The organism is Pseudoalteromonas phenolica, from assembly GCF_044788725.1.
GTDB classification, from domain to species: Bacteria; Pseudomonadota; Gammaproteobacteria; order Enterobacterales; family Alteromonadaceae; genus Pseudoalteromonas; species Pseudoalteromonas phenolica_C.
In genome coordinates this window covers 76,978-91,091 of the sequence record NZ_CP173161.1, presented here as the reverse complement: position 1 = coordinate 91,091, position 14,114 = coordinate 76,978, and the positions used below count along the sequence as shown (strand labels likewise).

14 protein-coding genes are annotated in these 14,114 nt (G+C 43.0%); 8 read left to right on the top strand and 6 right to left on the bottom strand.

Going from position 1 to position 14,114, the window contains the following annotated elements; genetic code table 11:
* Positions 1-16 precede the first annotated feature (16 nt).
* A complete protein-coding gene (locus ACH784_RS00435) occupies positions 17-2,611 on the bottom strand; it encodes an EAL domain-containing protein (protein ID WP_404392570.1) in 2,595 nt (864 codons plus the stop codon).
* Positions 2,612-2,970: 359 nt separating this feature from the next.
* Here ACH784_RS00435 and ubiD point away from each other — a divergent pair, with 359 nt between their 5' ends.
* A complete protein-coding gene (gene ubiD, locus ACH784_RS00430) occupies positions 2,971-4,449 on the top strand; it encodes a 4-hydroxy-3-polyprenylbenzoate decarboxylase (protein WP_404395133.1) in 1,479 nt (492 codons plus the stop codon).
* 29 nt (positions 4,450-4,478) lie between these two features.
* A complete protein-coding gene (gene fre / locus ACH784_RS00425; RefSeq protein ID WP_404392568.1) occupies positions 4,479-5,192 on the top strand; it encodes an NAD(P)H-flavin reductase in 714 nt (237 codons plus the stop codon).
* A gap of 57 nt (positions 5,193-5,249) precedes the next feature.
* Here fre and ACH784_RS00420 read toward each other — a convergent pair whose 3' ends face one another.
* A complete protein-coding gene (locus tag ACH784_RS00420; protein ID WP_404392566.1) occupies positions 5,250-5,888 on the bottom strand; it encodes a hypothetical protein in 639 nt (212 codons plus the stop codon).
* Between the two features lie 194 nt (positions 5,889-6,082).
* Between ACH784_RS00420 and ACH784_RS00415 the strand changes: the two genes are divergently transcribed.
* The 6 genes from ACH784_RS00415 (at position 6,083) to ACH784_RS00390 (ending at position 8,865) form a co-directional block, all read left to right on the top strand.
* The gene (locus ACH784_RS00415) at positions 6,083-6,406 is read left to right on the top strand and encodes a hypothetical protein (RefSeq protein ID WP_404392564.1); all 324 of its coding nucleotides are present in this window, start codon (positions 6,083-6,085) and stop codon (positions 6,404-6,406) included.
* 46 nt (positions 6,407-6,452) lie between these two features.
* Positions 6,453-7,145 (top strand): helix-turn-helix transcriptional regulator, encoded by a 693-nt coding sequence (locus ACH784_RS00410; protein ID WP_404392562.1) that lies wholly within the window; start codon positions 6,453-6,455, stop codon positions 7,143-7,145.
* Positions 7,146-7,320: 175 nt separating this feature from the next.
* Positions 7,321-7,527: a hypothetical protein gene (locus ACH784_RS00405; RefSeq protein ID WP_404392560.1), complete on the top strand. Its 207-nt coding sequence runs from the start codon at positions 7,321-7,323 to the stop codon at positions 7,525-7,527.
* 165 nt (positions 7,528-7,692) lie between these two features.
* Positions 7,693-8,094, top strand: coding sequence for a CBS domain-containing protein (locus ACH784_RS00400; RefSeq protein ID WP_404392558.1), 402 nt, complete (start codon positions 7,693-7,695; stop codon positions 8,092-8,094).
* Between the two features lie 140 nt (positions 8,095-8,234).
* Complete coding sequence (locus ACH784_RS00395) at positions 8,235-8,378, top strand: hypothetical protein (protein ID WP_404392556.1); 144 nt, start codon at positions 8,235-8,237, stop codon at positions 8,376-8,378.
* Between the two features lie 64 nt (positions 8,379-8,442).
* The gene (locus ACH784_RS00390) at positions 8,443-8,865 is read left to right on the top strand and encodes a glutaredoxin family protein (protein WP_404392554.1); all 423 of its coding nucleotides are present in this window, start codon (positions 8,443-8,445) and stop codon (positions 8,863-8,865) included.
* Between the two features lie 52 nt (positions 8,866-8,917).
* On the opposite strand, the gene add is transcribed toward ACH784_RS00390, so the two are convergent.
* The 4 genes from add to hemC form a co-directional block, all read right to left on the bottom strand.
* The gene (gene add / locus ACH784_RS00385; protein WP_404392552.1) at positions 8,918-9,916 is read right to left on the bottom strand and encodes an adenosine deaminase; all 999 of its coding nucleotides are present in this window, start codon (positions 9,914-9,916) and stop codon (positions 8,918-8,920) included.
* A 302-nt stretch (positions 9,917-10,218) separates the two neighbouring features.
* Positions 10,219-11,325 (bottom strand): heme biosynthesis HemY N-terminal domain-containing protein, encoded by a 1,107-nt coding sequence (locus tag ACH784_RS00380; protein WP_404392550.1) that lies wholly within the window; start codon positions 11,323-11,325, stop codon positions 10,219-10,221.
* The gene (locus tag ACH784_RS00375) at positions 11,322-13,151 is read right to left on the bottom strand and encodes a uroporphyrinogen-III C-methyltransferase (protein ID WP_404392548.1); all 1,830 of its coding nucleotides are present in this window, start codon (positions 13,149-13,151) and stop codon (positions 11,322-11,324) included. The genes ACH784_RS00380 and ACH784_RS00375 overlap by 4 nt, the downstream gene beginning before the upstream one ends.
* Positions 13,152-13,167: 16 nt before the next feature.
* Positions 13,168-14,106, bottom strand: a complete 939-nt coding sequence (gene hemC / locus ACH784_RS00370) for a hydroxymethylbilane synthase (RefSeq protein ID WP_404392546.1) — start codon at positions 14,104-14,106, stop codon at positions 13,168-13,170.
* Positions 14,107-14,114: the final 8 nt, after the last annotated feature.

Below are 14,114 nucleotides of genomic sequence, written 5' to 3'. Positions count from 1 at the left end.
CCTGAGCTCAGGTTATTTAACTGGCATAGTCAGCTAAAAAGCTTTCAAATGCCGCTGCTTGCAGCGGCTTACTATGTAAATACCCCTGCGTATAATCACAGCCCAATTCATTCAATAGCCATAACTGCTCGTCTGTTTCTACACCTTCAGCAACCACTTTAAGGTTTAGATTACTTGCCATAGAGATAATCGCTTTAACCATTTCATGGTCGTCTTGATCATCTGGTAGGTCTCGTACAAACTCTCTGTCAATTTTAAGCTTTGAAAGCGGGAAGCGCTTTAAATAACTTAAAGAAGAATAACCGGTACCAAAATCGTCAATGGCTAGCTCAACTCCCATGGCTCTGAGCGCCTTAAGTTGCAGCAGAATACTCTCGGAGTTATCAACCAGTACCGTTTCGGTGATCTCAATCGTCAAATAACGCGCTTCCAGCCCTGTTTGATCTAATACCTTTTTGACCAACTCCACGACACTCTGACGTTTAAACTGGGTGCTTGAAACATTCACAGTAATAAAGAAAGGTCTATCACATTGCTGTTGCCATGCTTTGGCTTGCGAACAAGCTTGGTACATTACCCACTCACCTATGGAGATAATCAAACCAAGCTCTTCACAAATAGGTATAAAGTCTGTAGGCGATACCGAGCCGAGGGCTTTGTTTTCCCAACGTAGTAAAGCCTCACAACCAATTCTTACATCATCACGAGAGAGAATCGGTTGATAAGCGAGATGAAACTCATTATTTACAAGCGCCTTGTGCAGCGCGCCTTCTAACTGACTGCGTGCTTTTGCATGCTCATGCATGGCCGAGGTGTAAAATTGGAAGCAGTTTCGTCCCAACTCTTTGGCTTTGTACATGGCATTGTCAGCATTGCGGAGCAACACCTTGGTATCGTCGCCATCTTCCGGGTAGAAGGTGATCCCCATACTGCCCGAAGCAAACACTTCATGTCCTTCAAGTTCATAAGGCTCGTGTAGTTTCTCTAGAATTTGAGTCGCGATTTGCTCCACCTTAGAGATAGAATCAACATCTGGTAGTAACAATGCAAATTCATCACCGCCTAACCGGGCCACAGTGTCAGAGTTTCTGGTGCACTCTTCTAAGCGCTTTGCCGCTTCAATTAGCATTAAGTCACCAATATGATGACCGAGCGTGTCGTTTACGGCTTTAAATCTATCTAAGTCAATAAAACATACAGCCAAACGGCTTTTATCTTTTTTAGCCTTTTGTAGCGCTTGTTCAAATTTTTCTCGATAATTTCTGCGATTAGCCAAACTGGTTAAGGTATCGAAGTTAGCCTGTTGCCACATCATATGCTCGTGATGTTTGCGCGAAGTGATGTCATTAAACAAGGCGACATGCATTTCAATTTCACCTTGCTGATCAAATACCGCCGATACCTGCAACCAACAAGGGAACACTTCACCGCTTTTACGACGATTCCACACTTCTCCTTCCCAGTGACCTCGTTGACTTAAGGTATCGTACATTTGTGAGAAAAAAGCTGGACCATGGTGGCCAGAATTTAAAATTGCAGGTGATTGGCCGATTACTTGTTCTTGCGTAAATCCGGTGATCTCCGTGAATGCTCGATTCACCATCTGGATCTGATTATGCTTATCAGAGACCAATACCCCTTCACTGGTTGTTGCAAATACGGTGCTGGCTAGACGCTGCTCACGCTCAATGGCTAATTGCGCGGTGATATCTTGCAACATATATAAATCACCCAGCGACTTGTCGGCATTATTTACGGCTTGTTTATCAACCATGAAGAAACGCCATTCATCCTGTACTTTTAAACGATGTTCTGAGCAGCCATAAGGTTGTTCAGCCCAATTGACGTCACTTAAAAATACATCACCCAACGCCTTACCAATAATAGAGTTTTGCGCTTCAATATCTTTGAAAACCTGCTGATTGGCATCGAGCACTGTACCTGCGCGCGAAGTGAATAATAAATATCCTTCTATGGCATCAAAAATAGAAGATAAGCGGGCACCTTGCGCTTCAGCTTTTCGCTTGGCATTTTTTAGATTGATGTAAAAGCGCCCTAAAACAACCAAAGAACCGATAAGCAAAACTATCACGACAAGAGACAGCAGCAACTGCATTCGACTTGCTTGTTGAATAGCATCAGTTTGTATCTCAACTTGCTGCTCGAGATTGGCTTGATAATGCCAAAGCGATTCTTGTAACGCGCGTTGTTCGCTGATGTCTGTGATCACAGATAATAATTGCTGCTGGCCGTGCTCGTCGGTAAAAGGTGCAGAATGCACACTGACCGTGCGGATCTCACCATTAGCTAGTTGATGTCTAAAGATAAAGTAATTACGCCCTTCATCTGCGGCGTTAGCACGCTCATTTGCGACCTGTTCAGGCGTGAGTTGATTTATATTTTGAATAAATTGCTGTTCAAGCTCTCCAGCTTGATAACCATAAAACTTATCAGCTGCACCATTGGCAGCCACGATAGCGCCTGTTGAAGGTGTGATCACAAGCATCACTGCACTGTGTTGCTCAAAAACCACCTCGGGAAGATGATCGGCATTCACGTACTGACTCAAGCTGAGTAAGGCACACAACAATATCGCTTTAAGTCGCTTCAAAACTTCCACTCACAAATCACACAACACATTCGACTATAATCTAATCCGCAATAGTTGAACATAGTTCACTTTACTGCATTTGTGCAAAATCAAACAAAAATGCATTTACCTTCGTATACCTTACTCAACTTATACCAATCCTCTTAATTGAGAGAGTTAGTTTGAGGCTCAAAAAGCTTGTCATATATAACAAAAAACTATGCTATTTAGCTGTTCTAAATAAAAAAGTTTGATGTATTGACGATAGCTTAAGGCCTTCAAAACGATTATGTCTTATTGAGTATTGGTCTTAAGTGGTGATGCCATTTTCGCCACATCTTGATATACTTCGTGACAATGAAAAGTGCCCTATGCCAACGATGAAATACAAAGACTTAAGAGACTTTATTGCGCGCTTAGAGGAGCAAGGTGAACTTGTTCGCGTTAAGCAGCCAATCTCTACCAAGCTAGAGATGACCGAAATTGCCGATCGCACCTTGCGTGCTGGCGGTCCAGCCATTTTATTTGAAAACCCAATCGGGTTTGATATTCCTGTTTTAGCCAACTTATTTGGTACACCAAAACGTGTTGCGATGGGCATGGGTCAAACCGATGTCAGCGAACTACGTGAAGTAGGCAAGTTATTGGCTTTCTTAAAAGAGCCAGAGCCACCAAAAGGCATTAAAGAAGCTTTAGGACAAATTCCGGTGTTTAAGCAAGTGCTTAATATGCCTGCTAAAGAAGTGCGCAAAGCGCCTTGCCAAGAAGTGGTGTTAAGTGGTGATGATGTCGACTTAACCAAGCTACCAATACAGCATTGTTGGCCGGGTGATGCAGCACCGCTGATCACATGGGGCTTAACGGTTACCAAAGGGCCATATAAAAAACGTCAAAACTTAGGTATCTATCGCCAACAGCTATTGGGTAAGAATAAGATCATCATGCGTTGGTTATCACACCGCGGTGGTGCACTTGATTATCAAGAGTGGTGTAAAGAACACCCTGGCGAGCCATATCCAGTTTCGGTTGCTTTAGGTGCTGATCCGGCGACGATTTTAGGCGCTGTAACCCCTGTACCAGATACTTTAAGTGAATACGCATTCGCAGGTTTGCTACGCGGTTCAAAAACTGAAGTTGTTAAGTCAATTTCTAACGACCTACAAGTACCGGCAACTGCTGAGATTGTACTTGAAGGCTATATTGAACAAGGCGAGCTGGCACCTGAAGGGCCTTATGGTGACCACACAGGTTATTACAACGAAGTGGATGACTTCCCAGTGATGACCGTCACACATATTACTCATCGTGAGAACCCGATTTATCACAGCACTTATACGGGTCGTCCGCCCGATGAGCCTGCCATTTTAGGTGTGGCACTAAACGAAGTATTTGTGCCCATTTTACAAAAGCAATTCCCTGAGATTGTCGATTTTTATTTACCGCCGGAAGGCTGTTCATACCGTATGGCCGTGGTCACCATGAAGAAACAGTATCCGGGTCATGCGAAACGTGTGATGATGGGTGTTTGGTCGTTCTTACGCCAGTTCATGTACACCAAGTTTGTTATTGTCTGTGACGATGACGTCAATGCGCGTGATTGGAATGATGTCATTTGGGCCATTACTACGCGTATGGACCCGGCTCGTGACACCACCATGATCGAAAACACCCCGATTGATTACCTCGACTTTGCTTCTCCAGTGTCAGGTCTTGGCTCAAAAATGGGAATGGATGCCACCAATAAATGGCCAGGTGAAACTGATCGCGAATGGGGTGAGCCCATCGTGATGGATGAATCAATCAAACAACGAGTTGATGAAATTTGGGACTCGTTAAACATTATGTCTCTTAATAAATAAACGCTGCGCGCGTCGTGAAAGGTTTAATAATGCAAGTGTTAAATGCAGAAGTAGTAAGTATTACCCCCCTAACAGAATTTGTTTATAAGGTAGAGCTAAAACCAAGCGAGCCTGCAGAGTTTAAAGCAGGACATTACCTTCAATTGGTGCTTGGTGAGAAAGACAAGCGCGCTTTTTCAATTGCGAGCCGCCCAAGCCAAAAAGAATTACTTGAGCTACACATTGGTGCCTCTGAAGAGAACAGCTATGCCATGCAAGCGCTTGATCATTTGCGTGAGCACCACGCAAATGGCACGCAAGCAATCGTTGAGGTGGGGTTAGGTATTTCTGAATTACGTACTGAATCGCAATTACCTATCGTGTTATTAGCGGGCGGTACGGGGTTTAGCTATGTGAAATCAATGGCTGACCATTTAGCTGAAATTGACTCAGATCGTCCGGTATTCTTCTACTGGGGTGTACGTGATGAATCAGCACTTTACGCAGCAGAAGAGATGCACGCATGGGCCGCGAAAAAAGCAAACTTCACGTTCGTACCAGTCGTTGATAATGCCAGTGACAGCTGGGAAGGTCACACTGGTTTTGTACATAAAGCGGTGATGAAAGACATAGTGTCACTTGAGCCATACGAAATCTACATGGCAGGCCGTTTCGACATGATTGGCCCTGTGCGCGATGACTTTATCGCTCATGGTGCCATTCGCGAGAACATGTACGCCGATGCCTTTGCTTTCATCAAATAACACGGCTTCATAATAAAAACGCCAGCATATTTGCTGGCGTTTTTATTTCCGTAGTATTTAAATCTTAAAGTGTAGGCCTTGTTGAGATTGCTCTATGTTAACCTGCCCCGTTTTAAGATAATGCTCAGTTTCTTTGATAATAATTTCTTGTTTAAAAGCCGCTAGCTTCGCCTTCAATAAAGCATTTTTTAAATCTTGCTTTAGCGATTTTAATAACTGCGTTTGATCTTCGGATGCAACAAATTTATTTATAAATTCTGTCAGAAAACTCGGGCCCATTTTTTCCATAGCATTTTTAACATGCTTAGTTGATTCATAACCCGATTCAATCCGCACTAACAACTCTACGGGTAATTCTCTGAGTTCATCACGCAACAGCGCAAAACGCCATACACTGACACTTAAATCTTCTTGCGGAATAGAAAAAAGATAATTTTTATTAGCCGTTTCTCGACCATCTTCAATGAGCTTATCGATGTAAGCAATACTGTCTTCATAGTCTTTTAACGACGACTGTAAAGACGCTAAGTTACTCTTCATTTCGTAATGCGCTTTTTCAAGAATTTCATGGGCTCGCCTTTCTTCTTGATAATTTTGAAACCACTCGTTAATAACCAGAGCAATTAACACACCTAATGTTACTATCGTCAGCTCAAAAGTGACTTTACTTAAGCTTGCTCTTAATTTTTCTTTCATATCCGTTGAACCTTTACTACTAGTACCGATTTCATCTTACCGTTTTGATAGACATAAGAAAACTGCAAAGTCTATAACAGAGTCTAAAGCAAATTTTCCTGCAACCAGTTAGAAAAACCTACTGACACTCCCTGACATAACGCTGTGGTTTACTTATCTACGTCAACCAACAAACAGTCAATACGGAGATAATTATGTCTAATAACGCCATTGAAATCGTGCAATTCAAGCTACAAGAAAACGCTGATCTTGCTCAGTTCGAAGCCGCAAACACGGCTTTTCAAAGTTTTATTGATCAACAACCTGGTGTGCTCTACCGCTCACTTGCAAAGCAAGCTGACACGCACAGTTACGTTGATGTGGTGTATTTTGAAACAATGGCTGATGCCAAGCGCATCGGTGATGCATTTATGGAGAACCCGATTTGTCAGCAGTTCGCAAAACTGATTGACAAAGACACAGTGAAATTAGAGCGCTACAATGCAGTAAGTCAGACACCTTGTGAACAAAGTGCCTAAACATTTAATCACTTTGATCATCAAATAAAGCAAAAAGGACAATGGTGTGCATAAATCTGAGCGGTTATTTCAACTGGTCAACATTCTAAAGAGCCGTCGACTCGCAACCCGAGCGTGTGACTTGGCAACGCGTTTGAATGTGTCAGAGCGCACCATTTATCGTGACATCCAACATCTTCAAAGCTCTGGTGTGCCCATTGAAGGTGAAGCTGGCATTGGCTATCTCATTAGTGACTATGACTTGCCACCTATGATGTTCACCATGGACGAACTGCAAGCGCTGTTACTTGGCAGTAAAATGGTCAGCGCATGGACCGATCCTGACTTAGCCGAAAAAGCACAAAGCGCCATCACCAAAATAGAAGCTGTACTGCCCGCCCAGTTAAAACAACAAACAACTGATCAGCCTTATTTAGTCTCAGGCTGGAGCCATAACGCCGAGCATCAATCGTTTACTTTTACCCTGCGCCAAGGCATCGAACAAAAACGCTGTGTAGATCTGCATTATAGCGATGCCAAACAAGCGCTCACTTCACGAACGGTTGAACCGCTTGGGTTAGTCTATTGGGGTGGAAAATGGACACTAGTTGCATATTGCCAACTCAGAGCTGATTATCGAGAATTTAGACTTGATAGAATCCAAGGTGCAACATTATTGGAAAGTGACTTTAGCCTGCATGAAAAGAAAAATCTCGACCACTATGTCGCTCTCATTAAAGCGAAATATAAAGAATGTTAAGTCCATCTTTTCTAAGGGTCATTACAGCAAGTTAATTCTGAGAATGTTATATAGAAATATATTATTTCTTACTCTTTAACACCCCAAAATAAATTTTTACTTCACAAATTATTTTTGTTGTGAGATAAAAGTTTCGCTCTTGAATGAGCTATTCATTAATTTTAAGGAAAACAAAATGATTAAACTAAAGAAAAAAAGCATAAAATCACTTTCTCTTGATAAAGCAAAATTACCAGTTGAATATACCGCTGAGGTAGCTGGCGCAGCAGATAAGCCATATAGCTATTATGATAATTGTACTACACAACCAATGACCAACTTATGTACAGACCTTTGTACCCCTAGCGTTGGAGCAGGTTGTGCAACATCTAACATGTGCTAAATAAGCACAGCATGTTAGCTAGCTTTAAAGTCAGTAAAACCCTTACTGACTTCTTGAAATCCTCACAAAACAATCCAAATTACAAATCAAACCAATCTAAACAATCCATTTTACCAATTTAACTTTATTGCTGATACTGATCTCAACCAACAGGAGAATCGTATTATGCAAGCAATTAAAGACATTATGACTAGCCAATTTCCGGCTATTTACGCAAACACAGAATTAACTGACATTATTGAACAACTACAAAGCCATGGGCTATTTGGCGCACCCGTACTCGATGCACAAAGGCAGTTAATTGGTTTTATTTCTGAACAACAACTGCTTAATCCACTGTTACAAAACAGCTATTTTTGTGACGGTCAGATCACCGCGCAAGACTTGATGAACAAAGACGTTTTAGCAGTAAAAAGCAACATGTTGGTGGTCGATTTAGCCACGCAAATGCAGGGCGATAAACCAAAAATTTATCCTGTAGTGGAAGACAATAAGGTGATTGGATTATTGACGCGCTCACGCGTTATCAATGCGCTTAAGCAAGCTTATTTGTCTTGTAAACATTAAAGAAATAAAAAGCCAAAAGCTCATTCCAAAATGTACTAAAAACGCTCAACTCTATGATTGCCTATTAAGATACAGGCGTTATGATAATTAATGTTAACAAGGTTAACATTAATTATACTTTTCAAATCAAAGGATACATGATGAAAAATTTAAAAAAGAAAATCGCAAGTGCAATCTTAATTGGTATGGTCAGTGGTGCTGCGTATGCAGGCCATTGTTGGTGTGCAGAGCCAGATATTGATCAAAATGGTAACCGTATCTGTCACCAGTGGGTTTGCTGGTAATAATGCTTGCGCGCTGAGCTTCTTAGTTCAGCGCATTTAGTAAAGTTATAAATAAGGACATACCTTGAAAGAAAGTTTAAAACTTCTCGCCATTACGCTAATTTCTGCCGCAACCGTTATCGCAGGCGTGCATGTTTACAAACTCTTAAATGAGCCAGATATGCAAATCCTCACGGGTGATTATTCTGAATATGGGGTTACAACCCAAACACCAGTAGTAGTGTATGCTCGAGAAGGGTGTATTTATTGCAAAATGCTTAAAGAGTTTTTTGCCGAAAACCACATAAAATATGTTGAAAAAGATATTTCGGACCCTAAGAACAAACAACAACTAACAAGCTTAAAAAAGTCTGTGACCCCTGTGGTTTTAATTGGTGATAAGTTAATTACTGGCTTTGATAAACGCGCAATTACCCAAGAGTTAATTGCGCTTAAGCTACTCGAGCTGCCTTCAGAAGAAAAAAGCGTGGCCGTAAGCAAAGGTTAGTTTTAGTAACTAACAGCCCATCAACCACGCCATTTATAGTAAAAGCGGTAAATTAACCCGCTTTTTTAGCTAGTAAAGCTTGTTTGTCTGAATCGCTTAAGAATGCGATTTCAAGCGCATTTTTTTGGGCTTTTTTCACATCATCAGCGGTTAAACCCGCTACTTTCGCCGCTTCAATAAACTCATGCTGTAACTCAATACCTTGTACTGCTGGGTCATCGGTATTAATACAAGCCGCAATACCGTGATCTAAGAATTGTTTAAGAGGGTGCTTGGTTAAATCAGCCACGGTACTTGTTTGAATGTTACTGGTTAAACAAGATTCAATACCAATACGGTTGTCACGCAAGTAATCCATCAGTTTTGGATCTTCAATTGATTTCACACCATGACCAATACGCGTTGCGCCTAGTTCTTGAATCGCCTGCCACACACTTGATGCGCCTTCAGCTTCGCCTGCATGAATGGTTACACCTAAATACGCGTCGCGAACTTGTTTAAAGTGATCAACAAATAATTCACCTGGGAAGCCAAGTTCATCACCTGCTAAGTCAACTGCTGCCATATCATTTTTAAATGCTAAGATTGCATCTAGTTCGTACTGGCATTTTTCTACACCGAAAGTACGCGACATAATACCGATCAGGTTAACCTTGATATCGCGGTTAGCGGTTGCTGACTTAATACCATCAACCACAGCTTCTACGACACCTTGCGGGTGTAAGTTATGACTTTGTGCCATGTAGTATGGGCTGAATCTTAACTCGGTGTAATCGATATTTTGTGCAACGGCATCTTCTACGTTTTCTATCGCAATACGACGACATGCATCGTAGTCACCCAATACCTTCACACCCCAGTCTAGCTTTTGTAAAAACGCCACAAGGTTTGGTTCAGTGCTCTGCACTTGAACATGTGGTAATAAGCCTTCTAGGTCATTGGCCGGAAGCGGTAAATTAAATTGCCTACCTAACTCCAAAATAGTGTTAGCACGTACATTGCCATCTAAATGGCGGTGTAAGTCTAATAACGGGAATTTCTTATCGAACATAAATACCAATCCTCTATCAATCGTGACCTACTCAGAAGGCTTATCGCACGGCTTCTAAGACTCGCTTCAAAAAGACCTTATGTGGAATCGCAATACACATTCAGGTTTTAAGTAACATCTACTTTTTGAAGATAAAATTTTCCAGATCATACGCATGTAGCGATTATGATCAAGGACAGGTGTCCTCCGGAGCGAGCTCATTCGACCTCTTTCAATAAAAAGCCCCAGCTACATAACTATAGCTGGGGCTCAATCTGTGTCTAATTTTCTAAATAACCAAAGCTCAGGTTAAATAGTTAGCGTTATTTTGCGGCCAATAATAAATAAGCTTTTTGGAACTGCTGGGTTTGCTCATAACTGTTTAGAACCGGTTTTAAATGGGTTCTATCGAGCTCTGTTAGCTGACAATTGTCGAATACTTTCGCAGCCAATTCATACTCACCTGCCGCGTTGGCTAAGCACCCCATGGCAAACAACAATTGCGGTTGCTCAGGGTGTTTTTTCAACGCATCTTGCAGCGATGAACGCAATTTTACATCAGGGTTTTTGGCATGCACGACCACATCAGCAAAGGCCTGGTACTGACCTTTCTTGAGCCACTTTTGTAATGTCGGCAGCAAGTTTTGCCATTGACCGGCACTGGCTTGCGACTGCATGTAAAGCGCTTCGCTTTGCACTTTTAATGCTTTAGGTAGCTGCTCAAATTGGCCAATCGCCTGCTCTGCGTTCGCAGCAAACCAACGAGCCATAAATGCTTGCCACTGTGCTTGCGACCAATCTAAACGTTTGTAATGCTGATTTATCGCCGTCGCTAATTCAGCGTGTTTTTCGGCCTGTAGTAAGCCAGCCAAATAACTGCTCACCGCAGCCTGTGTTGGTTTTTTCTCTGCCATTGGCGCATCTAACAGAGCCAAAGCTTGCTCGTTCTGATTGGCATCCAACCAAAGTTTAGGCACCTTGCTTTGCGCTGCATCACTGATGTTTTGTAAATGCGCCAGCGCTTGCGCTTTATCACCTTGCTGTAATGCAGCTTTTGCCAATAAGGCTTGCTGCGCGTCTTGCCACTCTTCAGGCGCTTGCCCTTTATTAAACGTACTTTGCACCGCTGCCGCATCGTCATTGATGCTGGCCCATAAACCTTGCTGCCACACTTGCTGTGCTTTAAGTGCTTTTTTACCACGCCAAAACCCTGTGGTTTTGCCGTACATGCGTAACAATGTTTTTAATAATTTAAGCACTAGCCACAACGCAACAAAGCCAAGCACAAACATGATCACAAAGGCGACGATAGTGCCTTCGATTGTGGTGTTATTAAATGCGATAAGCACATAGCCTTTCTCATCTATTAATAGATGACCTGCAGCCAATGCTGCTGCGACAAGGGCAAATGCTAAAATTGCTCTTATCATGGCGCAACCTCTTCGGCTAACCAGCTCTTCAATACTTGCTCAGAGCTTAACTGCACTGGTCGACTAAACTGAAGCGGCTGCTGTTGCAGTTCAATCAGTGCTGATTGCATGGCTTTAACTTCAGCCTTATCAGCTGCGAAATAAGCCTCAAGATGTTGCTGTGCTTGTTTTAAAGCAGTGAAGAATACACTGGCTTGCTTATCCATTAGCGCAGTTTGCGCTTGTGATAAATAGCCGCGTAGTTGTGCTTTTAATAGTTGCTGCTCTTGGGCATCCAGAAGCGGATCTATCACTGTCACATCACGTTCGCGGATCTTAATAAAATCATCCACCAGCCCTTGCCATGTTCTCTTCAGATTGGTTTGCCAATCGCTAACCTCTGTTGATAGCTCAGCTGGCGCTTGTTGACGCGTCTCAGGTAACTGCAAAGTGACTAATGGCAGTGTATCAACCTGATTCAATAAGCCATGTAGCTCTAAATAAATACTTTCAACCGCAGGTTGTGGCTGAGCGTTGAGTAGAGCAATGTCATCTGCCAGTGCTTTTAATACTTCCGTATTGTTGCTCTGTGCTAACAACACATCGTGTACACGCTTTAATACCGCGGCACCGCCTTGGTAATCTTGCTCTGCGGCCACTTTAAAAACCGCTAGGCGATGTAAGTAAACCGCTTCATTGATTGCAGCGCCACTGAGCTGTTGATCAGCCTGGCGTAATTTGCTGTCTAACTGTGCTGCAAAGCTCTCTTGAAGCTGCGCTGCTTGCGATGACAAAGACTGGTTCACCGCTTGTGACAAGCGTGATTGCTCACTTTGCAATGCGGCTAAATTCTGTTGTGATTGTTTGAGTTCATTTTTTAAGGCGCTATTTTCGGTTTTTAAGGCATCTAGCGCCGCATAGGTTTTGTCGCTGATCTGCTGTCCATGGACGATTAAACCGGTTGTCATGACACCCGTTGCCGTTGCTATCAACAAGGCTAATACGCCCACTTTACTGATCTTTTGCTTCATCGGTTTGATCTCTGGCACGCTCGGTTTTTCACTCGCAGCGGTTGGTTGTTTTTGTTCTTCACTCATAGTGCTTACCTGCTGTTTTTGAGACGACTTAATGCAACTGAACACGGCATCATCACTGGCACCGTCGGCAAGGTATATCTGCGTCTCAGCAATTTGGTACTCTTGTTGTAAATAATCACAGCTACGTTGACTAACAAGATAAAAATCTCGTTGCTTTAACCAGTCTAAATATTGTTCTGATTGTGTGTTAAAAACAGCATCAATCGCAGCATTACTGCTCAGCACTATAGCGGTTATCTGTTGCTCACGCCAGTGGTCTAACCAGCTATCAGCGGTTTCTTCTAGCGCTGCGCGTTCATAGACAACACATTGATTTAAAATAGCACCACGTGATTTACAGGTTTTGGCTATCAGCGTGCGACCGCCCTTGCCTTTGACGAGTACACATTGTTTTGCGTCTAAATCTTGTAATGCTTTTAAGGCCAATAAGCCTTCGGAATCTTGTTGCTCTGGAAAATCAGCTTTGCGAGAAAAGTGCGCTTCTATGGCCTGTGCGGTTTGCTCACCCACAGCAAATAGTTTGGCATGGGCTGGTAAAGTTGGATATTGCTCAGCAAGAGATTGCACGGCATCTTGTGAGATGAAAATAATGACATCAGCATTATCGAGTGGCGCAAGCTGCTGAGCGTCCAGTGTTATCGAGGTAAGCGATAACACTGGGGTATGAAGATATGCAATCTGATGCTGCTTGAGTTGCGCCTTAAGCTGCTCACCTTTACCACTTGGCCGTGTGATTGCAATCTTTGTCATATTAAATTTAACCTTATTACGCGTCTCTATATACTTCAGCTAAAATTTTGTCAGCACCTTGCGCTAATAGCTGCTCGGCAAGCTGAATACCTAACTGCTCAGCGTTTTCGACTGAACCTGATACCTCATCGCGTAAAATCTCAGAGCCATCAACTGCGCCCACTAAACCGCGAATATGAACTTGCTCACCATTTACTAACGCATATGCACCGATTGGCACCTGACAACCGCCTTCTAAACGACGGTTCATGGCACGCTCTGCAAGTACACGAATACGTGTTTCAGTGTGCTCTAACGGCGCAAGCAATGCTTTTACTCGATCGTCATCACTGCGACACTCGATACCCACGGCACCTTGGCCATTGGCAGGTAATGATGTTTCTGGCTCGATGAAGTCAGCAATGCGCTCAGGCATTTCTAAACGCAGTAGGCCAGCAGCAGCCAAAATAATCGCATCGTAATCGCCGTTATCTAGCTTAGCTAAACGGGTATTTACATTACCGCGTAAGTCACGAATGTCTAAATCTGGGCGTAATGCACGTACTTGACATTGGCGACGTAGACTCGAAGTACCGACTACTGCGCCTTGCGGCAGCTCATCTAAGCTTTTGTATTTGTTTGATACAAACGCATCGCGCGGATCTTCACGCTCACAAATGGTGTTAAGCTCTAACCCTTCAGGGAATTCAACCGGCACATCTTTCATTGAGTGCACCGCGATATCAGCGCGGCCATCTAACATGGCTTGTTCAAGCTCTTTTACGAATAACCCTTTACCACCGATTTTTGCCAGTGGTGTATCTAGAATAATGTCACCCTGGGTCGACATTGGCACCAGCTCAACGGTAAGGTCTGAGTGAAAACGCTCAAGTTCGGCTTTCACAAATTCTGCCTGCCACAGTGCCAGTGCGCTTTTGCGGGTTGCGATACGTAAAATATTTGCTTGTTCTGTCATGCTTTTGC